The organism is Flavobacterium jumunjinense (assembly GCF_021650975.2).
Taxonomy (GTDB): Bacteria; Bacteroidota; Bacteroidia; order Flavobacteriales; family Flavobacteriaceae; genus Flavobacterium; species Flavobacterium jumunjinense.
In genome coordinates this window covers 2,457,217-2,482,533 of sequence record NZ_CP091285.1, presented here as the reverse complement: position 1 = coordinate 2,482,533, position 25,317 = coordinate 2,457,217, and the positions used below count along the sequence as shown (strand labels likewise).

At 31.0% G+C, this 25,317-nt stretch carries 20 protein-coding genes and 4 tRNA genes; 16 read left to right on the top strand and 8 right to left on the bottom strand.

Annotated elements, in window-relative coordinates; all coding sequences use genetic code 11:
• Position 1 precedes the first annotated feature (1 nt).
• The 3 genes from L2Z92_RS10910 (at position 2) to L2Z92_RS10900 (ending at position 2,523) form a co-directional block, all read left to right on the top strand.
• Positions 2–439, top strand: a complete 438-nt coding sequence (locus tag L2Z92_RS10910) for a TPM domain-containing protein (RefSeq protein WP_236452922.1) — start codon at positions 2–4, stop codon at positions 437–439.
• Positions 439–1,245, top strand: a complete 807-nt coding sequence (locus L2Z92_RS10905; protein ID WP_236452920.1) for a TPM domain-containing protein — start codon at positions 439–441, stop codon at positions 1,243–1,245. The genes L2Z92_RS10910 and L2Z92_RS10905 overlap by 1 nt, the downstream gene beginning before the upstream one ends.
• A 234-nt stretch (positions 1,246–1,479) precedes the next feature.
• Positions 1,480–2,523 (top strand): proline racemase family protein, encoded by a 1,044-nt coding sequence (locus L2Z92_RS10900; RefSeq protein WP_236452918.1) that lies wholly within the window; start codon positions 1,480–1,482, stop codon positions 2,521–2,523.
• Positions 2,524–2,628: 105 nt separating this feature from the next.
• Here the strand turns inward: L2Z92_RS10900 and L2Z92_RS10895 are convergent, their stop codons facing one another.
• The gene (locus L2Z92_RS10895) at positions 2,629–3,693 is read right to left on the bottom strand and encodes an Omp28-related outer membrane protein (RefSeq protein ID WP_236452917.1); all 1,065 of its coding nucleotides are present in this window, start codon (positions 3,691–3,693) and stop codon (positions 2,629–2,631) included.
• Positions 3,694–3,796: 103 nt separating this feature from the next.
• On the opposite strand from L2Z92_RS10895, the gene L2Z92_RS10890 reads away from it, so the two are divergent.
• Together L2Z92_RS10890 and L2Z92_RS10885 are read left to right on the top strand one after the other, a co-directional pair.
• Positions 3,797–4,270 carry a TlpA family protein disulfide reductase gene (locus L2Z92_RS10890; RefSeq protein ID WP_236452916.1) on the top strand — a complete coding sequence of 158 codons (474 nt, stop codon included), beginning with the start codon at positions 3,797–3,799 and terminating at the stop codon, positions 4,268–4,270.
• A 2-nt stretch (positions 4,271–4,272) separates the two neighbouring features.
• On the top strand, positions 4,273–5,997 hold the full coding sequence (locus L2Z92_RS10885) for a DUF6029 family protein (RefSeq protein ID WP_236452915.1): 1,725 nt from the start codon (positions 4,273–4,275) through the stop codon (positions 5,995–5,997).
• A 63-nt stretch (positions 5,998–6,060) separates the two neighbouring features.
• Here L2Z92_RS10885 and L2Z92_RS10880 read toward each other — a convergent pair whose 3' ends face one another.
• The 5 genes from L2Z92_RS10880 to L2Z92_RS10860 all read right to left on the bottom strand — a co-directional run bounded on the left by L2Z92_RS10880 (position 6,061) and on the right by L2Z92_RS10860 (position 13,235).
• On the bottom strand, positions 6,061–8,844 hold the full coding sequence (locus L2Z92_RS10880) for an outer membrane beta-barrel protein (protein ID WP_236452914.1): 2,784 nt from the start codon (positions 8,842–8,844) through the stop codon (positions 6,061–6,063).
• Between the two features lie 88 nt (positions 8,845–8,932).
• Positions 8,933–10,054 (bottom strand): 3-isopropylmalate dehydrogenase, encoded by a 1,122-nt coding sequence (gene leuB, locus L2Z92_RS10875; RefSeq protein ID WP_236452913.1) that lies wholly within the window; start codon positions 10,052–10,054, stop codon positions 8,933–8,935.
• A 14-nt stretch (positions 10,055–10,068) separates the two neighbouring features.
• The gene (leuD, locus tag L2Z92_RS10870) at positions 10,069–10,677 is read right to left on the bottom strand and encodes a 3-isopropylmalate dehydratase small subunit (protein ID WP_236452911.1); all 609 of its coding nucleotides are present in this window, start codon (positions 10,675–10,677) and stop codon (positions 10,069–10,071) included.
• The gene (gene leuC / locus L2Z92_RS10865) at positions 10,678–12,063 is read right to left on the bottom strand and encodes a 3-isopropylmalate dehydratase large subunit (protein WP_236452910.1); all 1,386 of its coding nucleotides are present in this window, start codon (positions 12,061–12,063) and stop codon (positions 10,678–10,680) included.
• A gap of 5 nt (positions 12,064–12,068) precedes the next feature.
• Positions 12,069–13,235, bottom strand: a complete 1,167-nt coding sequence (locus L2Z92_RS10860; RefSeq protein WP_236452909.1) for a 2-isopropylmalate synthase — start codon at positions 13,233–13,235, stop codon at positions 12,069–12,071.
• Between the two features lie 155 nt (positions 13,236–13,390).
• Here L2Z92_RS10860 and L2Z92_RS10855 point away from each other — a divergent pair, with 155 nt between their 5' ends.
• The 3 genes from L2Z92_RS10855 (at position 13,391) to L2Z92_RS10845 (ending at position 18,049) form a co-directional block, all read left to right on the top strand.
• Positions 13,391–14,935 (top strand): hypothetical protein, encoded by a 1,545-nt coding sequence (locus L2Z92_RS10855; RefSeq protein WP_236452908.1) that lies wholly within the window; start codon positions 13,391–13,393, stop codon positions 14,933–14,935.
• 159 nt (positions 14,936–15,094) lie between these two features.
• On the top strand, positions 15,095–16,972 hold the full coding sequence (locus L2Z92_RS10850) for a T9SS type A sorting domain-containing protein (RefSeq protein ID WP_236452907.1): 1,878 nt from the start codon (positions 15,095–15,097) through the stop codon (positions 16,970–16,972).
• Positions 16,973–17,158: 186 nt separating this feature from the next.
• Positions 17,159–18,049 (top strand): T9SS type A sorting domain-containing protein, encoded by an 891-nt coding sequence (locus L2Z92_RS10845; RefSeq protein WP_236452906.1) that lies wholly within the window; start codon positions 17,159–17,161, stop codon positions 18,047–18,049.
• Between the two features lie 51 nt (positions 18,050–18,100).
• Here L2Z92_RS10845 and der read toward each other — a convergent pair whose 3' ends face one another.
• Positions 18,101–19,411 (bottom strand): ribosome biogenesis GTPase Der, encoded by a 1,311-nt coding sequence (gene der / locus L2Z92_RS10840; protein ID WP_236452905.1) that lies wholly within the window; start codon positions 19,409–19,411, stop codon positions 18,101–18,103.
• Positions 19,412–19,563: 152 nt separating this feature from the next.
• On the opposite strand from der, the gene L2Z92_RS10835 reads away from it, so the two are divergent.
• Positions 19,564–20,055, top strand: coding sequence for a hypothetical protein (locus L2Z92_RS10835; protein WP_236452904.1), 492 nt, complete (start codon positions 19,564–19,566; stop codon positions 20,053–20,055).
• 3 nt (positions 20,056–20,058) lie between these two features.
• Here L2Z92_RS10835 and era read toward each other — a convergent pair whose 3' ends face one another.
• Positions 20,059–20,943, bottom strand: coding sequence for a GTPase Era (gene era / locus L2Z92_RS10830; RefSeq protein WP_236452903.1), 885 nt, complete (start codon positions 20,941–20,943; stop codon positions 20,059–20,061).
• Positions 20,944–21,058: 115 nt separating this feature from the next.
• Here era and L2Z92_RS10825 point away from each other — a divergent pair.
• The 7 genes from L2Z92_RS10825 (at position 21,059) to L2Z92_RS10795 (ending at position 25,078) form a co-directional block, all read left to right on the top strand.
• Positions 21,059–21,131, top strand: a tRNA-Met gene (locus L2Z92_RS10825).
• 33 nt (positions 21,132–21,164) lie between these two features.
• Positions 21,165–21,237, top strand: a tRNA-Met gene (locus L2Z92_RS10820).
• A gap of 33 nt (positions 21,238–21,270) precedes the next feature.
• A tRNA-Met gene (locus L2Z92_RS10815) sits at positions 21,271–21,343 on the top strand.
• Positions 21,344–21,372: 29 nt separating this feature from the next.
• Positions 21,373–21,445, top strand: a tRNA-Met gene (locus tag L2Z92_RS10810).
• A 62-nt stretch (positions 21,446–21,507) separates the two neighbouring features.
• Positions 21,508–22,725, top strand: a complete 1,218-nt coding sequence (locus L2Z92_RS10805) for a tyrosine-type recombinase/integrase (RefSeq protein WP_236452902.1) — start codon at positions 21,508–21,510, stop codon at positions 22,723–22,725.
• Between the two features lie 321 nt (positions 22,726–23,046).
• The gene (locus L2Z92_RS10800; protein ID WP_236452901.1) at positions 23,047–23,898 is read left to right on the top strand and encodes a hypothetical protein; all 852 of its coding nucleotides are present in this window, start codon (positions 23,047–23,049) and stop codon (positions 23,896–23,898) included.
• 1 nt (position 23,899) lies between these two features.
• Positions 23,900–25,078: an AAA family ATPase gene (locus L2Z92_RS10795; RefSeq protein WP_236452900.1), complete on the top strand. Its 1,179-nt coding sequence runs from the start codon at positions 23,900–23,902 to the stop codon at positions 25,076–25,078.
• Positions 25,079–25,317: the final 239 nt, after the last annotated feature.

Here is a 25,317-nt window from a genome sequence, read left to right as displayed (position 1 = left end):
AATGTCTAAAACAGAAGATTTCTTAACAGCAAGCGAAGAACAAGAAATTGTTCAAGCTATTGTAGCCGCAGAAAAAGACACTTCGGGAGAGATCCGAGTACATATTGAAGAACATTCAGAAAAACCTCCGCTCGAAAGAGCACAGGAGGTTTTTTTTTCCTTAGAAATGCAAAATACTAAAGAGAGAAACGGAGTACTTTTCTATGTTGGCGTGACTGATAAACAATTTGCTATTCTTGGTGACGAGGGTATTAATAAAGTTGTAGGTGATGATTTTTGGAATTCAACAAAAGATATTGTTTTGAAACATTTCAAAAACAAAAATAATAAGGACGGATTAGTTAATGGAATCATTGAGGCTGGGAAACGATTGAAAACGTTTTTTCCTTATCAATCTGACGATACTAATGAGCTTCCAAATGAAATATCAAGAGGATAATGACAAATTTAATTTTTAAAATAATAAAATTTCTATTAGGAATAACACTATTACTAATGCATTTTGTAGGGTTTTCTCAATATGATATTCCTGAGAAACCATCATCACAAACATCTGTTTATGACTATGCAGGTGTTTTAAGTGAGTCGGAAAAAGCGCAATTAGAAAACAAATTAGTTAAATTCTCTGACTCTACTACAACTCAAATCGTTATCGTTACTATTAACGATTTAAAAGGAGAAGACATTGGCTTACTTACTCCTAATTGGGCACAAAAATGGGGAATAGGTCAAGCAGATACCGACAATGGAATTCTAGTTTTATTATCAAAAAAAGATAGAAAAATATGGATTTCTCCTGGTTATGGCTTAGAGCACAAGCTAACTGCTGGTATAAACGGGGAACTTATTCGAAATGTAATAATCCCAGAGTTCAAAGCTGGAAGTTATTATAATGGTCTAGATAAAGGTACAACAGCTATTTTTGAAGTCATTAAAGGAACCTACAAAGGAGAGAGGAAACGAAACAGTAAAGGAAGTAATTTTCCAATTTTTATTTTTATACTCTTTTTCATCATCTTGATCATCCTGATTTCCCGAAACAAAAACAATCGTGGTGGTGGTTCTGGAGGAAGACATGGTGGACCAGACTTAATGGATATAATCATACTAAGTAGCCTAGGTCGTGGAAGCGGTGGAGGAAGTTTTGGTGGTGGTTCTTCTGGAGGTGGTTTTGGAGGCGGAGGCTTCGGTGGCGGTTTTGGAGGAGGTGGCTTCTCTGGAGGTGGTGCAGGAGGTAGTTGGTAACACCTTACTTTTAATTATAAAAACTAAAAAAAGATGAGCTAAACAGTTCATCTTTTTTTAGTTTAATAAAGTCAAAATGCAGACAAAACCAATACTATATTATCTAATAGTTGTTAAAAGTTAACCACTTTCTAGTGAAGTTTCTTTTATATGATATGTTTCTTTTATTTTTATATTCTAATTTCATAAAAAACTCACCAATACTTCAAGTCTATGTCTGTCTATCAAAAAATTATGTTACAACAAGAATTTAAAACGCCTAAAGATTGGTTGGCTATCAAAACTATCGATATGCATACAGGAGGAGAACCACTTAGAGTTATCCTTTCTGGTTTCCCCGAATTAAAAGGAAACTCAATTCTAGAATACAGAAGATATATTAAAGATAATTATGATTATTTACGAACTAGCTTAATGTATGAACCTAGAGGTCATGCAGATATGTATGGTTGTATTTTATTACCTTCAAACGATGAAGATGATGCCGATTTTGGAATACTTTTCATGCACAATGAAGGCTATAGCACAATGTGTGGACATGCCATTATTGCAATCAGTACATTGGCTGTAGAAATGAAATGGATTGAAGTACAAGAAGGAAAAAACACACTTAAGATTGATGCACCTTGCGGAAGGATACTATCTTTTGTTAATGTAAAAAATGGTAGTATTGAAAGCGTCTGTTTTCATTGTGTTCCTAGCTTTGTAGTTGCACTTGATTGTTCTATTATTATACCCGAACTTGGTAAGCTAACTTATGATTTAGCTTATGGTGGTGCGTTTTATGCTTATGTTGATCTGACCAAAAACAATTTAAACCTCTCTTTAAGCGCTCAAAACTATCGAAAAATAATAGATCTAGGAATGACGATTAAACACGCTGTAATGGAAAGTAACAAAGACATACTGCACCCCTTTGAATCGGACTTAAGTTTTTTATATGGTACTATTTTTTCAGATGTTCCAAATAACAAAAACAATGATTTAAGAAATGTTTGTGTTTTTGCAGATGGAGAAGTTGATCGTTCACCCACAGGTTCAGGAGTTTCAGGAAGAGTAGCAATTGAACATGCTCGAAACTCATTATCAAAGAACAAAACACTATCTATTGAAAGCATTACTGATTCTGTTTTTAAATGTGCCATGATTGAAGAAACTATTTATGGTCAATACAATGCAGTAATTCCAGAAGTATCTGGAAGTGCTCATATAACAGGAATGCATACTTTTTTAATTGACCCAAAAGATCCTATGAAAAATGGCTTTATATTTAGATAGAATATACATCTTGAATAAATAGATATAATTAACAAAATACTATTTTAAAAGAAAAGAGAGCTTGAGTAATCAAGCTCTCTTTATCAAATATAAAAAATAACCAAATTATTCTATCTCAAATGTTTGATTTTCATTTGCTCCAACTGATCTAGAGTTTACTGCTCTACCAGATGAATCAAGAACTACAGCTACAAATTGAACATTTGAAGCATTAACACTTGAAGGTATAGTGTAAGTAAAAGATTTAGTAAAATTATCATCAAAATTAGTATTTCCTGTAATATCTTCTCCAAGAATACTACTTGTTAAAACACTTCTTAAAACATGATTATGCTCGAAATTAGCAATTGTACTACTACCTCCAAAATATGAAGTATAATTCGTTTGATCGTAAATTAATCCGTTTTCTAATGCATAAACAACTAATTTTAAATTAGTAAATGGTCTACCGAATTTCACTTTCACATCTACTGTAGAAGTAGTTCCTGCTGTAGTTGTCTCCATTGCAATTCCTAATTTTGGATTAGCTCCCACAGTCATTACAACTGCTTGATTTACAGACGAAGTAGATGTTTCTGGATATTCCCAATCAATGTTTCTATTTAGCATTGCTGTTGGATATCCTGTTAACCCAATTTGATTTTCTAATGCTCCTGCTCCTGTAAAATTATAAGGATCATTACCTCTATGAATTGCAACTACAACTGCATCAGAAGTTTGTGCTTTTACCAAGTCGATAGCTTGGGCAACTCTTGGGCAATAACCACACCATGTTCCTGTAAAGTCTTCAATCAATACTTTTTTATTGAATCGAATAACGTTATTTATAGTTACTTGCATAGTTGCAGCTGTCATCATCGTTCCTCCAGAAGGAGTATGAGTTGCGTATACATCTATTGTTCCAACTGTAGACGTAACATAAGTATTTCCAGATATCTGAACTCCATCTACATAAAAAGTAGCGTTAGGTGTCAAATTAACACCGTTATTTCCTGTTGCAGAAAAAATAACAGTATCTCCCTTATCAACAATTGACAAGTTAGATGATGCAGTAATGCTTGTTAATGGAGTTGTTGATGAGTCTCCATCTCCATCATTTTTTTCATCACTACTACATGAGGTGTAAAAAAAAGAACTGACTACAGTTAATACTAAAAGAATTTTTTTCATAATGTTGCTTGTTTTAGTTTAATTTAATAAAAAATAGTTTTAAAGATTAAAAATTGGATTAATTTTATTTTATTTGCAAAATAACTAATTAATTCTCAAAAAAATGAATAAATTTTTGCTTTTTATCCTTTTCACAGCAAACATAAGCCTTGCGCAACAGGATTTCCCTAAAATCACTTTAAAAAACCTTAACAATCAAAACATTAACACCTCTGATTTTAACAAAAATGATAGATTATATGTATATTCTTTTTGGGCAACTTGGTGCGCTCCTTGCATCCAAGAGTTAGAATCAATCAGTGATGTGTATGACGATTGGAAATCAGAACTGGACTTAGAAATTATTGCTGTTGCTACAGACGATTCGAGAACAGAAAAAAGAGTTAAACCAATGATAAACGGTAAAGGTTGGGAGTATACTTTTCTTTTAGATACAAATCAAGATTTAAAAAGAAAATTATCTATAGCAAATATCCCCTATTTAGTTGTGGTTAAAAATGGTAAAATTGTTTATATCCAAAACGGTCACACACCTGGAGCTGAAGATGAATTATTAGAAACACTCAAAGGATTATAATAATGAAAAAAATTACAATACTCTCTTTTGTCTTTTTTAGCATAATAAGTTTTTCACAAGAAGATAAAGAAAAGATAAAAGGAAATTTTTTTGGTGGCTTTGAGTCAAATTCTCAATGGTATACTAACGATAAAGATAGAGGAATTAATCACCCAGAAGACCCTTTTCGTTCTAACAATTATTTAAATGCTAATTATAATTACGGAAAATGGACTGCAGGCGTTCAAGGTGAAGGTTATTTGCCTAATGCTTTATTAAATTACAATCCTAAATACGAAAAAGCAAACGTTGCAACTTACTATTTAAATTATAGATCTAGTAAGATTAATGCAACAGCTGGTTATTTTTACGAACAATTCGGAAGTGGCTTACTTTTAAGAAGTTGGGAAGATCGATCATTAGGAATAAACAATGCACTTCGTGGTGGTAAAATTAAATATACACCAACAGACAATCTATCTTTTACTGCCTTATACGGAAGACAAAGAACAGGGTTTGATATAGCAAATGGAGACGTTTTTGGATTTAATTCTGAGATTAATCTTTTCAGAATGTTAAAAATTGAAAGCTCCGATTTGTCATTAGGTTTCAGTTATGTTGGAAGAAAAGAAACAACCACAATAATAAATCCTAATTTTAATGAATTAACGAATGGATTTGCTGGGAGATTAAATTTCTCAAAAAACAGCTTCTATTTTTCCGCTGAATATAATTTCAAAACAGAAGATGGTATTTTGTATGACTCCAAAACGGTTTATAATGACTTTGTAAAACCTGGATCTGCATTACTCCTAAACGGAGGTTATTCTAAAAAAGGTTTTGGACTAGATGTAACCCTTAGAAGACTTGAAAACATGAGTTTTTATTCTGAAAGAGAGCCTGAAGTTTTTTCTCCTGAAAAAACGAGTATCTATTATAATGACAGGTTAATGAATTTTGTTCCTAGCTTAACAAAACAACATCATTTTAATTTAGCAAACATTTACGTTTATCAAGCACAAGCTCGCGTTTCTTTAGATTTTGACAATGGTATTGCGAAAGCAGGAGAGATTGGTGGGCAAATTGACATTTATTATGATTTTCCAAAGGAAACTGCACTAGGTGGAAAATATGGAACAAAAATTTCTGCAAATTTCAGTAATTGGAACAATCTTAAAGGAGATTACAACCTCTTTCCTCCAGAATATAAAACAGATTTCTTAGGGGCTGGAGAAAAATATTTTTCAGATTTCAACCTTGAAATAAATAAAAAATTCAGCAAGAAATTCAGTTCAACTTTTGCTTTCATTAATCAATATTACAACAACAGACTAATCACTGGGGCTGCCAATACTGTTATAAAAGCAAATATCTTAGCCGCTGAATTTGATTATAATTTATCAAAAGGTAGAGCTGCTAAATTAGCTATTGAACATATGTGGGCTGATAATGACAGAAAGAATTGGATTGCTATGTTATTTGAATATAACATCAACACACGATTTTCTGTTTTTGCTTCGGATATGTATAATTATGGCTATGATAAAGATGCGAACCTAATTGACCATGAAACTGATCCTTTCGATATTCATTTCTATAACTTTGGTGGTGCTTACAAAAAAGGAAGTACTCGATTTGCTATTAATTATGGTAGACAAAGAGGTGGTTTAGTTTGTGCCGGTGGTGTATGTAGATTTGTTCCTCCAAGCACAGGTTTAGGTATGTCTATTACCACTTCGTTCAACTAATTACAACAATCTAATATCAAAAAAGCGTGGTTTCCTTCATTTGAAAACCACGCTTTTTTAATTCTAATTAACAAAAAACATATTGCGTTTTTTCTTCTTGCCTCCAAACTTTTCCAATTTATAGGTTAAAGAAAACATTACATATTGTTGTAACACTGTATTCTCTGTATCTGTAATTGCAGTTGGTGTAATCGTTCTTGTTGCGTTTACATTTTGATTTAATAAATCATAGACTTTAACTTTTGCTAGTAATTGCTCATTAAAGAAGTTATAGCCTAAACTAACATTCCACAAATAAAAATCTTTTTGAAAGCCATTTGCTATATTTGAATTATAAGTGTATCCAAAATCATTCCCTAACACTATATTCTTTGGCCAATAGGTTGTTGCTTCAACCTTAAATGTATGCCTATAATTATTAGTATTATCAATTACATAATTTTTAAATGACCTTGTATTATACGTATATCTATAAGAAGGAGCTATTGTAACCATATCTTCTATATCCCACGAGAAATTAACTTTAGGATTAATTTGAATTCCTTTAGCTTCATACAAAACAGCATTGGTTAATCCTTGATCAAAATTATAGTTTAAGTTCATTCCAAAACCATACTTAATTGTTCTTTTTTCTTTTTTATGCGATTTGTTTACACTAAATCCGACATAAAAATTATAGGTATTATCAATGTTTTGATAGGTTGTATTTGCTTTAAAATCGCTATCATAAACGGTTGAACTTACAATTTTATTTCTATCAAAATCTCCACCTCCGTAGGTATAAAATCCAGAACGAGTTGCGTAATCATAATTATTGAAACTTAAATATAAACTGTAATTTTCAGACGGTTTTAAAAAAGCATTACCTATTACAGTATTTAATGGGTTTGCTAAATTTTCGAAGGGTAATAATTGCTGAGCAGAAGGTAGGCTTGCGTTGTACGAATATTGACTATATATAGATTTAGACTTTCCTATTTCATAACTAAAATAACCATTTAAATTTGGATAAATATACTTATTTTTAACCACTGTATTTACACCTAAATATTCGGATTGATTATCGTAATTTAAGAAATCTGCTCCCATTTTTATGCTTCCTCTAAATTTACTTTTTCTTACGCGAAGTCCAATTCCATAATTAAATGTATTATTCAAGCCATCAATTGTATTGGATAACTGACCGTTAAAATTGGAATATGAATTTGTAAAAGTATCGAAATCGAAAGTATTTGTTGCGTTGTTACTTTTTTCTGTTTTAAATGAAGTTTCAAAAGACAATGTTAAAGAATCTGAAATAGGTTCAGTATAATCTAGTTTTACTTGATACTCTTCTTTTTTTACCTCATCAAACTGATTTTGATCTCTCGAATCATTTGGGTTTCCTGATTGATAAAAAACAGTATTATTTATAGTATTTAAAAAACTTTCATTTTTACTATTATCATTTTTAAAGGACACGCTGAAACCTCTTCCTTTCTTTTTTAATTTCTTATAAAAATATATCGTATTACTGAACTTAGTACTCTCATCTGAGTTGCTGTTTATACTTGTGTTTTCATTCAGTAAGTTGTTAGAAGCGTCAAAAGAGCTTGCATTACTAGAAAATTTACTATCTACTCTATTCTTCGATACACTTGGCGAAATATAAAATGTTGTAGTTGAATCTACTTTAACTTCAAAATCTAAACTAATATTATGCCCCAAAACATCTGATTTTGAATTAGATTCAGAATTCGTACTTGTATTTCCTGTTGGTAAAAGATTCGTTCTACTAGTTCTGTTTTTATTTTCTGTGATTGCGTTAGAAAAATAATAACTCCCATTAGGGTCTAGTTTTTTATTAAACCATTCATCAGAAAAATTAAAACCAATCATACTCGATTTTGTAATTCCTGTATTTCCACCAAAACGCATACCATTAATCCCAAAACTTCCATTCTCATTAATATACATAGAACGACTTCGACCACCGCCCATATTATCAAAGATTTCGTCCATTGAAAACCCTGTAGAGTTAATATTGTTTGAAGAACCTAAGACACTAATTTTCTGAGTATCTTTAAAATAATTAAACAGTAAACTCGATTCATATCTTTCATCTGAACCGTATCCTACTGTTGCCTTTCCAAAGAGTCCTTTATTCTTGTCTTCTTGTATTGTTAAATTTATAGTACTTGAATTTTCACTAGCTGCCGCTCCAGAAAGCTCTTCTTGCTTTGTTTTAGTATCTGTAACCTGAACCTTATCGATCATATCGGCAGGTAGATTCTGAGTAGCTATTTTTCCGTCTTTCCCAAAAAATGGTTTTCCGTTTACCAATATATTATTTACTTCTTTTCCATTTACCGTTATTTTCCCTTCATCATCAATCTCTACTCCAGGTAATTGTTTCAACAATGCTTCTACATTTGCATCTGGACTTACTTTAAAAGAAGAAGCATTAAACTCTAATGTATCTGTTTTAACTATAATTGGTGGTATCTCAGATTTCACGATAACCTCATTTAATGTTGACACATTTTCTACTAAATAAATCGTTCCTAAATCTAAATCTTTGCTTATGTTTTTAAATTCCTTTTTATAATCTGAAAAACCATAATAAGAAACTTTTAAATACAAAGGATAATCGACCGCTTTTAATTTAAATTTGAAATTTCCATTCTTATCAGAAATGGTATAATCAACAACTGAAGAGTCTTTGGCTTTTGAAAAATAGACCGTAGCAGATTCTAATGGCAATTTTAGACTTTCGTCTAGCAATTTACCCGAAATAGTATAGCTGTTTTGACCAAAACTAAACAAAGAGCTTATTATTACTATAAAAAAATAGTACTTTTTGAACATAATGAAATAATTTTTAACGATTTACAAATAAAGTGCGAAATAAAGCTTTTAAATTGTAAATAGAAAAAATCTTACACTATTTTAACAATTAAATATAAACAGACTTCCCTAATTTAATATTTTCAAAAAAAGAACTACTAATCGACTGGTCATCAACCAAAATCATTTCAGCAATTACATCTCCAATTAAGCTTGTCGAAGAAGGGTTTTCTTTATTAATATCTACAGAAACTATATTATTTTTTAACGTTCTATCTACTGCTTCTTGAATTCTTTTTGCCTCTTCATTTAATCCAAAATGTCCTAAAAGCATTGCTGCACTTAGAATTGACGCAATAGGATTTGCTATGTTTTTCCCTGTTGCTTGAGGATAGGAACCATGAATAGGTTCGAACAATGCCGTTCCATCTCCCACAGATGCCGAAGCCAACAATCCTATTGAACCACCAATAACACTCCCTTCATCCGAAATAATATCACCAAACATATTTTCTGTAAGAATAACATCAAACTGACTTGGGTTTAGTATCATTTGCATTGCTGCATTATCTACAAATAGGAAATCTAATGTAACATCTGGATACTGTTTTGAAAGTGCTGTTACTACTCTTCTCCACAATCTTGAAGTTTCCAAAACATTGGCTTTATCTACAAGAGTTACTTTTTTCCTTCTTACTTGTGCAGCTTTGAATGCCAAATGAGCAATTCGTTCAATCTCAATTTGTGAATACTCACATAAATCTGAAGCTATTGTTTTGTCTTCATTTAGCTTTTTCTCACCAAAATAAATTCCACCAGTAAGCTCTCTGTAGATAACCATATCTGTTCCTTGAATGATTTCTTTTTTCAATGGGGATTTTTCTAAAAGAGAATCATAAGCCGTTATTGGTCGAATATTTGCAAACAAACCTAATTCTTTTCTTAGCTTCAATAAACCTTGTTCTGGACGCACTTTTGCATCTGGATTATTATCATATTTTGGATCACCAATTGCTCCAAACAAAACTGCATCACTCGATTTACATAGTGCTAATGTTTCCTCTGGCAATGGGTTTTCTTTTTCATATATTGCAATAGCTCCAACTAAAGCCTCTTGAAATTCAAATGTATGCCCATAGACTTCTGCAACAGCTTTTAAAACTTTTACAGACTCTTTTGTTACTTCTGGTCCTATTCCATCTCCAGATAAAACTGCTATTTTTAAGTTCATAATGTGTCTTTTTTTTAACTAACTATTGCTTCTTCTTTATTCCTATTAGCTTCGAATGTTTCAATTTTCTCTTTATTACTAATCAAGAAATCAATATCATCATAACCATTAATCATACATAGCTTTTTATAAGCATCAATTTCAAACGATTCAATTAATTCTATTTTTTCAACAGAAATCGTTTGTGCTTCTAAATCGATTATTAATTGTATTAATGGATTCTCTTTAATACGATTTAAAATATTTTTTAAAAACTCTGGCGAAACCTGAATAGGTAACAATCCATTATTTAGAGCATTTCCTTTAAAAATATCAGCAAAATAGCTAGAAACAATAACTTTAAACCCGTAATCGGTTAATGCCCAAGCTGCATGCTCTCTACTACTTCCACACCCAAAATTATCTCCTGCAACTAATATTGTACCTGAAAAAGAAGTGTTGTTTAATACAAAAGAGGTAATCGGTTGGTCTTTATCATCATATCTCCAATCTCTAAATAGATTATTTCCAAAACCTATTTTATTTGTTACTTTTAAAAAACGAGCGGGTATAATTTGATCGGTATCTATATTTTCAACTGGTAAAGGAACCGCAGTTGATTTTAATTTTATAAACTTTTCCATTTAATTTAAATGTTTGGTTATATCTATAATTTTTCCTTCTACTGCAATTGCTGCAGCTACTAACGGACTAGAAAGCAATGTTTTTGAACCTTGACCTTGACGTCCTTCAAAATTTCTATTTGATGTAGAAACGCAATATTCACCCGCTGGAATTTTATCATCATTCATTGCTAAACAAGCAGAACATCCTGGTTGACGAATTTCAAAACCTGCAGTTTCAAAAATTGTAGTTAATCCTTCTTCTTTAATTTGTTTCGCTACTTGTTGTGATCCTGGAACTATTAATGCAATTACATTTTTGGCTTTTTGTTTACCTTGAATATAATCTGCCACTACTCTAAAATCTTCAATTCTAGAATTGGTACAGCTCCCTATAAACACATAATTAATAGGTTTGTCTATCAATGATTGTCCTTTTTTAAATCCCATATAATCCAATGCTTTCTGAAAAGAAACATCTTCTAAGTTGGGAATATTTTCACTGATTTTTATCCCCATTCCGGGATTAGTTCCATACGTAATCATTGGTGCAATATCTTCTGCTTTAAAATGATATTCTTTATCAAAAACAGCTCCTTCATCTGTAGGTAATGTTTTCCAGTAGGCTATTTTTTCTTCTAAAACAGCTCCTTTTGGTGCAAATTTCTTTCCTTTAACATAGTCAAAAGTAACCTCATCTGGTGCTATCATTCCTCCACGAGCACCCATTTCGATGCTCATATTACAAACCGTCATTCTTCCTTCCATAGACATTTCTTGAAACACATTTCCTGCATATTCACAGAAATATCCCGTTCCAGAATTGGTTCCTATTTTAGAAATAATATATAAAATAACATCTTTTGGCGTTACTCCTTTTCCTAATTTCCCTTCAACATTTACGCGTAGACTCTTAGGCTTATTTAACAATAAGCATTGACTTGCAAAAACTTGAGCTACTTGGCTTGTTCCTATTCCAAATGCAATCGTTCCAAATGCACCATGTGTTGACGTATGACTGTCTCCACAAACCATTGTCATCCCTGGTAAAGTAATTCCTAACTCAGGAGCTATAACATGAACAATTCCTTGGTATTCATGTCCTAAATCGTAAAGCTCTATATTATTTTTAGCACAGTTTTTTGTTAACTGTTCCAATTGATTTTTCGATAATTCGTCTTCTATTGGTAAATGCTGATTTATTGTTGGTACATTATGATCGGCAGTAGCAACAATTTGATTCGGACGAAAAACAGGAATATTTCTTTCTTCTAACTCTGCAAATGCTTGCGGACTTGTTACTTCATGAATTAAATGCTTGTCTATATATAAAACTTGTGGTCCATTTGGCACTTCACTGACTACATGACTGTCCCAAACTTTATCAAATAAGGTTTTCTTTTCCATTTTACTTATACTAAAATTCCAATTTTACTAACTTCAATAATACGGTGTACATCGTCGTCAATTACTTCTTTTTTTCTGTCGGCTAATCTCAAAAACTCTTGATACACTACATCCAACTGAAGTTTTGTTAGTTCATATCCGATTTTTTTTGCTCTATAAGCCAAAGCTGCTCTTCCACTTCTTGCCGTTAATATAATTGATGATTCATTTACACCCACATCGGCAGGATCAATAATCTCATACGTTTCTCTGTTTTTTATAACTCCATCTTGATGAATTCCAGAACTATGCGCAAAAGCATTTGCGCCAACAATAGCTTTATTAGGTTGCACTAACATTCCCATGCTCTCTGAAACCATTCTACTCATTTCATTCAATAATTTTGCATTTACATTCGTATCTAAACCTAATGTTGGATGCTGTCTTAATATCATAACAACTTCCTCTAGCGAAGTATTTCCTGCTCTTTCTCCAATACCATTAATCGTACATTCTATTTGACGTGCTCCGTTAATAACACCTGCAATAGAGTTTGCAGTAGCTAACCCTAAATCGTTATGACAATGACAAGAAAGTATTGCCTTTTCGATTCCAATAACATTTTCTGTTAGGTATTTTATTTTTGCTCCATATTCTTCTGGCAAACAATAACCCGTAGTATCAGGAATATTAAGCACTGTTGCTCCTGCTTTAATAACTTCTGTACAAACTTGTGCTAAAAATTCATTATCTGTTCTTCCTGCGTCTTCTGCATAAAACTCTACATCATCTACAAATGTTTTTGCATAAGCAACAGCGTTAACAGCTCGTTCTATAATTTCATCTTTAGATGCGTTAAATTTATATTTTATATGAGAGTCAGATGTTCCTATTCCGGTATGAATCCTTGGTTTTTTTGCTTTTCTGAGTGCTTTAGCCGCTACTTCAATATCATTTTTAACAGCTCTTGTAAGTCCACAAACTGTTGCATTATTTACATTCTTAGCAATAGCTTCTACTGCTTCAAAATCACCTGGACTAGAAACTGGGAACCCTGCTTCTATCACATCTACACCTAATTCATCTAAACGTCTTGCAATTTTTAACTTCTGCTCTTTGTTTAGTTTGCAACCAGGTACTTGTTCACCATCACGAAGTGTAGTGTCGAAGATTTGTACTTTCTGATTCTCCATAAAAGATTTATTAAACTTAATTTTAATTAATGAAGACAAATTTATACTTTGCTTACTGTAAAAAGGGTTTTTAAAATCTTGTTTTACGGTATTAAAACCAATTAAAAAACAACTAAAAGATTTAAAATCAATAGATTAAAAAATAAAATTTTACAATGGCTAACGCACATAAAGACAATTTATTCATATTAATCAAGTCGCTTTCTAGGTCTGAAAAAAGACAGTTTAAGCTTTATGCTAATCGCCTTGATGTAAATGAAAATGCTAAATTTTTATTATTATTCAATTTATTGGATAAAACGGATGATTATAACGAAGACATGATTTTAAAAAGTAGAATTGTAACTAAACTACAATTATCCAATTTGAAGGCACATTTATACAAACAAATTTTAATTAGTTTACGAATGAATCCTGTAAATCAGAACATTCGCATTTTAATTAGAGAACAATTGGATTTTGCTACTATTCTATATCATAAAGGCTTATACAAACAAAGTTTGAAAATTTTAGAAAAAGCAAAAGTTATTGCGCTTGAGAACCAAGAAAAAAACATAGCCTATGAAATTGTTGAGCTTGAAAAAGTAATTGAATCTCAATACATCACTAGAAGTATTGTTGGAAGAGCAGATGAATTGACATTACAAGCAAAAGAATTGAGCAAACAGAATGTTATTGCTAGTAAACTATCAAATTTATCATTACAGCTGTATAGTATAATGCTAAAAAGTGGTTATGCAAAAAGTGATGATGAGATGAAATCGATTACCGAATTTTTCAATAATGAGCTTCCTAATTATTCAATTTCCGATTTAGACTTTAGAGAAAAACTTTGGTTATACAAAGCACATCTTTGGCACAGTTTCCTAATTCAGGATTTTTTAGCTTGCTATAAATATTCTAAAAAATGGGTCGATTTGTTCTACGACAATTCAAAGATGATCTACTTGAATCCTGTTTGGTATATTAAAGGTGTAAATTACTTATTGGAATGCTTATATTTAATTAAACATAAAACTTTTTTCAAGGAAAGCCTTGAAAAGTTAGAAGAAACAATCAATCATGAAGCCTTCCCTAAGAATGACAATATTAATATTCTAACTTTTTTATGTATATATAACAGTAAATTCAATTTGCACTTTTTAGAAGGTAATTTTAATGATGGATTATATTTAGTAGACGAAGTATTAAAAAAATTAAAGATTAATCGTGATAAAATTGATGAACACCATATCATGGTTATTTATTACAAAATTGCTTGTTTGTATTTTGGTTTAGGCAATACTGTAAAATGCATTGAATTTCTTCAAAAAATTATAGATAACAAAAACCTATCCATGCGAGAAGACTTAATGTGCTTTGCAAGAGTTTTAAGTTTAGTAGCACATTATGAAGCATGCTTAGATTATAAGTTAGAAATTCAATTAAAAAGCACCTATAAGTTCTTAATAAAAATGAATGATCTTCATGAAGTACAACGAGAAATGATTAAGTTTCTAAAAGGACTAGGTTCAATTTACCCGCATCAATTAAAAGGAGAGTTTAAAAAATTACACGCTCGTTTAAAAGTATATGAAAATCATCCCTATGAAAAACGTGCTTTTCTTTATTTAGACATACTTTCTTGGCTAGAAAGCAAAATAGATAACAAACCTATATTAGAAATTATTCAAAAAAAAGCATTAAATAGCATTCGTTAAACACAGATTTACAACATCTTAAATAAGTTATTTTTAAAAAAGGGTGTTTTTCCCCTATTAACTAAGGTTTATCCATAAAACGTTTTGTTCTACAAAGTTCTAATCTTTGCAATGTGATCACAACAAAACAATTTAAGAAAATCAAATAATTTATTTAAGATGAAAAATTTATTTACAAAATTACTATTCCTAATTTGGGGAATTACAAGCGCGCAATGCGTTACAAACGGAACTTTGAATGCTACTAGCCTAGGTAACAATGGCATTACAAGCGTACAAGGTTGGCAAGGATCTCATGGAACTCCAAGTACTGCTGGAGTAGTAAATTCTAACACGTGGGTTTGGATGTGGTCTCACTCTGGAGGAGGAGAAGGAATATTTACTAATTATAATTTCGTACAAGGACAAAGTTATCAAATTTCTTTTGACATTAAAACCTCAACAAATATTAGTAATCCTAATAAAACTGTACTAAATTCATTGGTTTACGTTAAAGCTCTTAACAATTTATCCCAAAATGCTGGAATAAATACGCTACTTAATAATGGACAAATTGTCTTACAAAGTACAATTGCTACATATCGTAGTAGCAATTGGATAACTGTTACCGTTAATTTTATCGCAAATCAAAATTACACACAATTATCATTTTTCCCCTATATGGCTGCAAACTCATCCACAAATGGGTCTGCTCAAGTTCAAATGGAGATAGATAACATACAAATTATACCTCCTGTAACTTCAGTGTTTCACTTTGAAGATGCAAATAATAATATGAAAACAGATTTTTGTGAAGGAGAAAGCATTTTATTAGACGGAGCAGCATCTTTTGGAGAAAGTCAATATTATCTTGATGTTTGGAGAAGACCAATTGGAACAACAGGTGCTTTTCAATGGCAAACACAAATTGCTGGTAACGGATGGACACAAGGGCAATTAGGTGTTTTAAATTTGACTTCTATATTTAATGGTCAAGGTTATGCTTTTGCTTCTGGGTATGAATATCAAATTAAAGTAGCTACTGCATCTCCTCCTTGTGTTGGATGGGTGCCTACAACACATGAGTTTAGAGTTTTAAATTCTAATGCATCATCACTTTTTACCTTTAACTCATTTTGTGCTCCAGACGGAACAATCAGTGTAACGGTTACTGCTAATGATACTTCTTCAGGAGTAAACCACTGGTGGGGATTAATTGAATCTTCAGTTGCAGGTTCAATAACAGATGCTAATAGTTCAGGACTAGTAGGAACAATACAAAGTGGTACAACAACGACTTTTACAGGTTTATCTAAAGACAAAAACTACTACATCAAGCATGGTGTATATAATAGCTGTGTTTCTTGGAGAGAGACAAGAACTGCACTTCCTCAAACTGCTGCTTGGACAGGTTATACAACAAACTTTTCAATCAATGCATCTAATGTTGGAAACAACGTAAATGTAACAGCAATTGCTGCACCTAATTCTGTATTCGTAAGTCATCATTGGTCAATTTCTTATGCTCCAAATGGAAACACTTCAGGAAATAGCCCAGTTGTAGGAAGTAATCCAACTGTTAGTAACAATGGAGGAACTGCAACATTCAATACTAACTTAGTAATAAACACTTGGTACTACATTAAACATGGAACATGGAATGATTGTGCTCCTTGGGGAGAAACAAGAAAAGCATTTAGAATTGTAATTCAAGGAAAATCAGCAAATGGTGCAGTATATGCAATTGAAACTAAAGATGTAAAAGAAGTATTTCTTGGAGAAACTTTTAACAAATTAGACGATACTACTCTTCTTGAACAATTATCACCAAACCCTGTAGCAAAAGGAAATAGTTGTACTTTCACTACTGACTCTAAAAATGTAAGCGAAGTTATAATCATGGATCTATTAGGAAAGTCAAGTACGTTGAATTTCTCTATTAAAGATGCTAACTCAATTTCTTTTCCATTAGAAAATTCAATAACTAAAGGTATATATATTATAAAAGTTATTAAAAAAGACAATAGCATTTCTACTAAAAAATTAATTGTAGAATAATCAGATTCACAGTAATAAAACAAAGCTGCCTAACTTTTTAGGCAGCTTTTATTGTATTAAATACATGTTCTCGATGAAAAAAGGGTGTTTTTCCCCCTACAAAAAGGAGCTTTTACATTGATATTCTTTCTGCAAAAACATGAATCTTTGTAGTGTTAAAAAATCAAACTATAAAAATCTTTCAAAATGAAAAAAATATTCTTCACTCCGCTAGTATTCTTATTATTCATTTCAATAAACGCACAACAAGTAACAAACGGTAGTTTAAACGGAAACTGTTCTGGTAATGGTTTTGTTGCTCCAAGTTGTATAAAAGGATGGTCAGCTAGCCACGGAACTCCAACCGTTTTAAAGAATACAAACAATAATACTTGGGCATTATTAAGTGCAAATAGTGAAACAAGCGAAGGAATTTATACAAATTATAATTTCATAGCAGGAAAAACCTATCATATTTCATTTAAAATGAAAACATATATTAATGCAAATTATTCAGAGAGAAGAAAGGCTAAAGCTAAAGCAAATATTAGAACTACAAATGAGTTAACTGCTTCTTCAATAGCAAACACAAAAGAAGCTCTAAAAACAAGTGAATTAGTTTGGACTAGTAGTGTTTCTAATAAAATTTCAAATTGGGAAACAATTCATATTACATATACACCAACAAAAAACAATGCTCAACTTTGGTTTTTTCCTTCAATGAAAGCCAATTCAAAATTTAATAAAAACATAAAAGCTCAAATGGAAATTGATGATATCGAAATTAATACCTCAGAAAACAGTTCGTTCAATACTACAATTGAAATTGAAGACAATCAAGAAGAGAATATCACAGAAAACATTTTCCCTAATCCAATATATAGAGGACAACTTTTAAACATTTCTGCCAACCCAAAAAACGTTAATGAAGTTGCATTATTTAGTTTAACAGGAGAAAAACAAAGAATCAATTTTGATAAATTAGATTCTGAAACAATAAGCTTCAACATTAATAATACTATTTCTAAAGGAATTTATGTACTTAACATTGTAAAAAATGACAATTCAACAATTACTCAAAAAATCATAATTGAATAAGCAATTATTCAAGCAAAAAAAATAGCTTCCAAAAACTGGAAGCTATTTTTTTTATTTCTGTCTAAAATAAATATCGATTGGAACTCCTGAAAAGTTATAAATCTCTCTTAACTTATTTTCTACAAATCGTTTATATGGATCTTTAACATATTGTGGCAAATTAGCAAAAAATACAAACTGTGGAGTTGGTGTAGGCAATTGCATACAATACTTAATTTTCACATATTTACCTTTTAATGCTGGTGGTGGCATTGCTTCTATAATTGGCAACATCATATCATTAAACTTAGAAGTAGCAATACGTTGTTTTCTATTTTCATATACTTCAACAGCTGTTTCTAATGCTTTTAATAAACGTTGTTTGCTCAAAGTAGAAACAAACAAAATTGGCACATCTGTAAAAGGTTGTAATTCTTCACGTATTTTTCTTTCATAATCACGTGTAGACATGGTATCTTTTTCAATTAAATCCCATTTATTTACCAAAATCACAATACCTTTTCTGTTTTTTTCAGCCAACCAAAAAATACTTTGATCTTGACCTTCAAAACCACGTGTTGCATCTATCATCAAGATACAAACATCACTATGTTCAATAGCTCTAACAGAACGCATTACAGAATAGAATTCTAAATCTTCCTTTACTTTTGCTTTTCTACGAATTCCAGCAGTATCTACCAATTTGAACTCAAAACCAAAACGATTATAGGTAGTATCGATAGCATCACGCGTTGTTCCTGCAATATCGGTAACCACAAAGCGTTCTTCACCAATTAATGCGTTAATAAATGATGATTTCCCTGCATTTGGACGACCTACAACAGTAAATCTTGGTAATGGATTTTCTTCTTCTACAACTTCAGGAAGTTCAGGTAAAACACGAACTAATTCGTCTAATAATTCTCCTGTTCCACTTCCGTTCATTCCAGCAATTGTGAAATATTCTCCCAATCCTAAAGCGTAAAATTCTACAGCATCTTTTTCACGTGCTCCATTATCTACTTTATTAACCGCTAATAAAATTGGTTTTGTTACTTTTCTAAGTAATTTAGCTACTTCAGCATCCATAGCTGTAACACCATCTTCTACATCTACTACAAAAATTATCGCATCTGCTTCATCAATTGCTAATTCTACTTGACGTCGAATTTCTCCTTCAAAAACGTCATCAGATCCTTTTATATAACCACCTGTATCAATTACAGAAAATTCTTTTCCATTCCATTCGCTTTTTCCATAATTTCTGTCGCGGGTAACTCCACTTACAGCATCAACAATGGCATCTCTACGTTTTATTAAACGATTGAAAAATGTTGATTTACCTACATTTGGCCTTCCAACTATGGCTACAATATTATTCATACATATATTTTTGAAGCTACAAAGATAAGGATTAGAAATTATAAATTTGACGTTAGATTTATAAGTTTATTAATCAAACCTATAAAAAACCTACAAAGAATGTTAATTTAAAAAATATTTTGTAATTTAGTGTACCAAAAATCCCAAATTCCATGAGTGAAAATCTTAAACTTAGATTACGTTTTTATAGCGTTTGTAACAAATCTACTGCAACAATTAAAAAAGAATTTGAAGATTTAAAAGCTACGGTTGAGCCCGATTACAAAATAAAAATGCATGATAATCACATTTGGTTTACCATAGATGTTTTAAAAAGAGAGAAATATTCTCCTCATTTACATATTGAAATGGAAGAAATGGAAGACGGGAACACAGCTATTAATGGTTTGTATGGCCCTGATCCCGTCTTATGGACTTTCTTTATGTTTTTACATTTTATTATTGCTGGAATTTTTATCATTTTCTCAATAATTGCTTATTCAAAATGGAAATTAAACCAAAAAATATTTTTAGACGTAACAATAATGACGGCTATGGTTATTTTTTGGTTTGCACTTTATTTTTTCGCACGTTACAACAGAAAAAGAGGAATTCCACAAATGGAAAAACTAGATGAATTAATGAAGAAAGTAATTACTACGTAATTTTTATTTTTGGTTATACCCAAATCTGCGTAATTGAAACGCACTACTTCTCCAGTCTTTATTCACCTTTACATAGGTTTCTAGAAAAATTTGCTTACCAAAGAATTTTTCTAAATCTTCACGTGCCTGAATACCTACACGTTTTAAAGCACCTCCTTTATGTCCAATAATAATACCTTTTTGCGTTTCACGTTCTACCATGATAACTGCTCTAATTCGTATTATTTTTTCATCTTCGAAAAATTCTTCTGTTTCAATCTCTACCGCATAAGGGATTTCTTTTTCATAGTTTAAAAGGATTTTCTCGCGAATAGTTTCATTTACGAAAAATCTTTCAGGCTTATCTGTTAAAGCATCTTTTGGATAGAAAGGTGGTGAGACAGGTAATAATTCTATAATTCTATCAAAAACCATTTGCACATTAAAATTTTCTAATGCTGAAATTGGAAAAATCTCTGCATTTGGCACTTTTTCCGTCCACAAAGCTACTTGTTCTTCTAATTCTTCTTGGTTTGATTTATCTATTTTATTCAATAATAATAGAACAGGAATTTTAGAATGGATAATTTTATTAAAGAAAGCTTCATCTTTTAACTCCTTCTCTCCTATTTCTACCATATAAATTAAAACGTCTGCATCTTCAAAAGCATTTTTTACAAACCCCATCATCGAGCTTTGCAACTCATATGCTGGTTTTATAATTCCTGGAGTATCTGATAACACCATTTGGAAATCATCTCCATTTACAATTCCTAAGATTCTATGACGAGTCGTTTGCGCTTTACTCGTAATAATAGACAATCGCTCTCCTACTAATGCATTCATCAAGGTTGACTTACCCACATTAGGATTTCCTATGATATTTACAAATCCCGCTTTATGTTCCATATGTTAAATTTTATTGTACAAAGGTAGTCATATCAGACGAATAGAAGAAATTTAAATTTTACCTTAAAAAAGTCTTGCTTTTCAATATAATCGTTATATCTTTGCACTCACAAATCGCGGGATAGAGCAGTAGGCAGCTCGTTGGGCTCATAACCCAAAGGTCACAGGTTCGAGTCCTGTTCCCGCTACTAAGTTATTTATTGAAAATACAAAACACACATCGCGGGATAGAGCAGTAGGCAGCTCGTCGGGCTCATAACCCGAAGGTCACAGGTTCGAGTCCTGTTCCCGCTACTAAGTTATTTATTGAGAATACAAAACGCACATCGCGGGATAGAGCAGTAGGCAGCTCGTTGGGCTCATAACCCAAAGGTCACAGGTTCGAGTCCTGTTCCCGCTACTAAGTTATTTATTGAAACGCAAGTATATCGCGGGATAGAGCAGTAGGCAGCTCGTTGGGCTCATAACCCAAAGGTCACAGGTTCGAGTCCTGTTCCCGCTACTAAGCAAAGGCAAAAAAAATAAATTTTATGCGGTTTTAAAGCAATTTAAAACCGCTTTTTTATGTCTATCACTAAAGAGATTTTACAAAATGCATACAAAAATGCATACGATTTTAAAATTTTGAAAGACTACACAGAACCAAAAATTTACAATGCTAAAGGCGATTTAAATAAACGCTGGTATATCTATTACTCCTTCAGAAACCCTATTACAAATAAACTCGAAAGACAAACTCCTGTTTATGTTGGTATAAATAAATACAATACCTTAAGAGAACGAAAAGAAGCCGCAAAAAATCTTTGTATAGCAATAGAGAAGATCCTTAAAAACGGATTTAACCCCTACTCTGACATTCTCGAAAATAAAAACAAACACACCATAAAAGAATCTTTCGATTTAGTACTTGAGATAAAAAAATCAGTATTGGCCGAAAAAAGTTTCTCCGACTTTAAAAGCAGGGTTACTCGATTTAAAAAATGGCTGTTTGAAAACACAGGACTCAACGAAAACAGTACTATCGATTTTATTACAAAAAAGATAATCATTGTATATCTAAATCATGTCCTTGAAGAAAGTTCTCCTAGAAATAGAAACAACACGAGAATTTGCTTATCAATGCTTTACAAAACATTAGAAGATAATGAAATTGTAACAATAAATTTCATAAGTAAAATAAACGTTCTTAAAGCAACTCCAGAAAGAAACAAAACCTACTCTAAAAAACAAGAAGCTGAAATATTTGAGAAACTCAATGAAGATCCTATTTTAAAACTTTTTGTTCAATTTATTTCTTTTAACTTCCTTAGACCTGTAGAAGTAGTACGCTTAAGACTAAAAGACATCAATATTGAAGAACAAAAGCTTTTCGTGAAAGCTAAAAACAAAATTGATAAAGTAAAAATAATTCCTGAAATCCTTATTAAAAGACTACCTGACTTAAAAGACCTGGATCAAAATTATTTTTTATTTACTCCTAATAAAATTGGAGATACTTGGGACACTAAAGAAACAAACAAAAGAGATTATTTTTCTAAACGTTTTAATGATGTTGTAAAGAAACCCCTAGGGCTCGGAAAAGATTACGGTCTCTATTCCTTCAGGCATACTTATATTACTAAGCTATATAACGAGTTAGCAAAAGATTCAACTCCATTTGAAGCAAAAAGCAAATTGATGCTTATTACCGGACATTCTACAATGACAGCACTTGATAAATACCTTAGAGATATTGATGCTGTTTTGCCTGATGACTACAGTGAACTTCTTGATAAAATATAAAAAAAGTTATTTTTTTTCACTCCATTACTAAAAACCGTAAAAAAGCTATTTACTTTCTCCTTAATTTTACCAACACAATGAAAGTAAAAAACACTTTTTTACAGAAATAATCCTTCTCTACGTATAAATACGTACAAAAAACAGTTAAAAATACGTATTTATACGTATTGCAAGTTTGAAAAGGAAAGTTTAAATTTGAAAAAAGTATGACGATTGTCATACATATCTAACCAATTTTGGATGACTTTGTATGATTCAGTCATACATATAAACAAGTTGTGTGTAATGCAAAAAAAATCAGTAATAGAAAAACAGAATTAAATGATATTCAACATATACTACATCAACTTCCCGAAAGTTTATGAGATTAAAATGATGCTCGGTAACGTTATTGCATTAAGTAGAGAGGAACAAACAGACCAGACTAAAGTGAAAGATATTGATTATCGAGTAAAATTAGGTGCTAATTTTTTAACCTTTTTCAATACTGGAATTGAAGCAGGAAGTAAAAACATCAAATCGGACTCTCAGAAAGTACTTGAAACATTCGAAATAAAAACTACTAAATCAATCATTCTAAATGAGATTATTGAAAAAAGCCAAACTGTTACTGACTTTTCTCAATTGAAAGAAGGAAAATTGATTAAAATAGATAACGTTAATCTTTCTCTAGAGAATGAAGCAGAATTAAGAACAGTAAAGCTATTTGCGAGTGGCACTTTTAAAGGAATGAATATTCCTGGAGCTGATGGTTTTGACATAAACAACCTTTTTAATTCGATGTTTAAAGATTATGCTTACAAAATAAGAGGAACAATTGATGATTCAGAAGAAGAGTTATTAGTTAAAATCCCACATACTTTTGAAAGTGAATTTGAAAGTTCTTATAGCGTTGACGATTTATTTATTGGCAAAGTTTCGGTTGTTGGTCTATATAAAGGAAAAATTAAAGTTGATTCTTTAAAAAATTCTTTTGAATTCTTCCAAGAAGTTGGAAATTTGCAAAATCTAAATAGTATTCAAAAAAATGACAATCAAGAAATTCAAGATAGCCAATACACAACAAAAACAGAAAATCCAAGTAATTTATTCTTTAGTTCAAATCAAGAAAATAAAGTTTTTCATTATATAGATTTATTAGCAATAGTTCAAAACGTAACACTTCCAGAGTAAAATGATTGATAAACTATTATTTTATAATAAAAATTACTTTGATTTTTATAAACGACTAAAAGCTAAAGAAGGAATAAAAATAATTTCAATTACAGATAGCTTACGTAATTTTGATAATGCTTCAGAAATAAATGAGTACTATCAAATAATAGACATAAGTTCTTTAGCACACATAAATGGTATTCAATATAATTCTGAATCTGTATTTCCTCTCTTTCCACAAAAAACGAAATTTATAGCAGATAATAATTTCAAAAAGCTATTTGAATATGAACTTAGGTTTTGCTTTGAAGAATTTAAAGAACTTGATATTGTTGATGAATTTGAAGTAATCGATGATCAGGAAATTTCTGGAAAACTTAAGAAATTAGAACACAAAAAAATAATAGATTTAAGCAACGATGAAATTTCAGATTTCACAAAGTCATTTGCGGAAAAGATTTATGGACATGATAAGTTTAAAGCAGATTTTGAAGAATTAATTAGAAATTTTCGTGTTTTCAATAAGTTAGGAGAACATAAAGTTCTTTCCATATTCCTAATGGGAGATTCAGGTGTTGGAAAAACAGAGGTTGCAAGAGCAATACATAAATCATTAAAAGGAAAAGAAAAACTAGCTAAAGTAAATTTTGGTAACTATAGTAGTGACAATTCATTGAACTCATTAATTGGAAGTCCAAGAGGTTATATTGGGAGTGATACAGGAGAATTATTCATTAGGGTAAATGATTCAGATACTGGATTGATATTAATTGATGAGTTTGAAAAATCTAATGCAACTTTATTTAATTATTTTCTAGACGTATTGGAAAACGGAAAAATGAGAAGCTCTCTATCAGAAGATATTGACTTAAATGGATTTATTATAATTTTTACTTCAAACATAAGTAAAGAAGATTTTCCTAAGAGAATATCACCTGAATTAAGGTCTAGGTTCGATTACAAAGGATTCTTCACTTTATTGAGTGTAAAAGATAAAAAGAAGTTTGTTGAATTCCGAGTTACAGACATTATTAAAAAATTTAATAGAGGTTATTCTACAGAATTACCGAAAGAGATTCATAATATTATTTGTAATCAGATTAAAGTTGAGCAATTTGAAAATATGAGAGAATTAAACAAAATTATTAAAGACACATTTGTTAAAAATGTTATGATTTATACGGCTGAAGGTGAATAAAATACTGCTTCCAACAATGGTGCTTATTGCATAACTGTTTTAATCAATAGTTCGGCTTATTTTTCCCTTCAGAAAAACCTCTACGAATCGAAATTTTTTCTATATTTGTTATAGTCAGCCTTGAATTACAAGCCACTAATGCAACATCGCAAAACGTTGTTGCTAATTGTAAATCCGAAACTCATATTAAAAATTTAACTTAATATTATACTAGAAAATAAAAATTATTGTACATTTGT

What these genes read in the sequence shown, in the direction of transcription:
- L2Z92_RS10850 (WP_236452907.1), top strand. Translation starts at nt 15,095, where the DNA reads ATGAAAAATTTATTTACAAAATTACTATTCCTAATTTGGGGAATTACA.
- leuC (WP_236452910.1), bottom strand. Translation starts at nt 12,063, where the DNA reads ATGGAAAAGAAAACCTTATTTGATAAAGTTTGGGACAGTCATGTAGTC.
- leuB (WP_236452913.1), bottom strand. Translation starts at nt 10,054, where the DNA reads ATGAACTTAAAAATAGCAGTTTTATCTGGAGATGGAATAGGACCAGAA.
- L2Z92_RS10890 (WP_236452916.1), top strand. Translation starts at nt 3,797, where the DNA reads ATGAATAAATTTTTGCTTTTTATCCTTTTCACAGCAAACATAAGCCTT.
- L2Z92_RS10895 (WP_236452917.1), bottom strand. Translation starts at nt 3,693, where the DNA reads ATGAAAAAAATTCTTTTAGTATTAACTGTAGTCAGTTCTTTTTTTTAC.
- L2Z92_RS10885 (WP_236452915.1), top strand. Translation starts at nt 4,273, where the DNA reads ATGAAAAAAATTACAATACTCTCTTTTGTCTTTTTTAGCATAATAAGT.
- L2Z92_RS10880 (WP_236452914.1), bottom strand. Translation starts at nt 8,844, where the DNA reads ATGTTCAAAAAGTACTATTTTTTTATAGTAATAATAAGCTCTTTGTTT.
- L2Z92_RS10835 (WP_236452904.1), top strand. Translation starts at nt 19,564, where the DNA reads ATGAGTGAAAATCTTAAACTTAGATTACGTTTTTATAGCGTTTGTAAC.
- L2Z92_RS10905 (WP_236452920.1), top strand. Translation starts at nt 439, where the DNA reads ATGACAAATTTAATTTTTAAAATAATAAAATTTCTATTAGGAATAACA.
- leuD (WP_236452911.1), bottom strand. Translation starts at nt 10,677, where the DNA reads ATGGAAAAGTTTATAAAATTAAAATCAACTGCGGTTCCTTTACCAGTT.
- L2Z92_RS10900 (WP_236452918.1), top strand. Translation starts at nt 1,480, where the DNA reads ATGTTACAACAAGAATTTAAAACGCCTAAAGATTGGTTGGCTATCAAA.
- L2Z92_RS10860 (WP_236452909.1), bottom strand. Translation starts at nt 13,235, where the DNA reads ATGGAGAATCAGAAAGTACAAATCTTCGACACTACACTTCGTGATGGT.
- L2Z92_RS10805 (WP_236452902.1), top strand. Translation starts at nt 21,508, where the DNA reads ATGTCTATCACTAAAGAGATTTTACAAAATGCATACAAAAATGCATAC.
- L2Z92_RS10910 (WP_236452922.1), top strand. Translation starts at nt 2, where the DNA reads ATGTCTAAAACAGAAGATTTCTTAACAGCAAGCGAAGAACAAGAAATT.
- der (WP_236452905.1), bottom strand. Translation starts at nt 19,411, where the DNA reads ATGAATAATATTGTAGCCATAGTTGGAAGGCCAAATGTAGGTAAATCA.
- L2Z92_RS10855 (WP_236452908.1), top strand. Translation starts at nt 13,391, where the DNA reads ATGGCTAACGCACATAAAGACAATTTATTCATATTAATCAAGTCGCTT.
- era (WP_236452903.1), bottom strand. Translation starts at nt 20,943, where the DNA reads ATGGAACATAAAGCGGGATTTGTAAATATCATAGGAAATCCTAATGTG.
- L2Z92_RS10800 (WP_236452901.1), top strand. Translation starts at nt 23,047, where the DNA reads ATGATATTCAACATATACTACATCAACTTCCCGAAAGTTTATGAGATT.
- L2Z92_RS10795 (WP_236452900.1), top strand. Translation starts at nt 23,900, where the DNA reads ATGATTGATAAACTATTATTTTATAATAAAAATTACTTTGATTTTTAT.
- L2Z92_RS10845 (WP_236452906.1), top strand. Translation starts at nt 17,159, where the DNA reads ATGAAAAAAATATTCTTCACTCCGCTAGTATTCTTATTATTCATTTCA.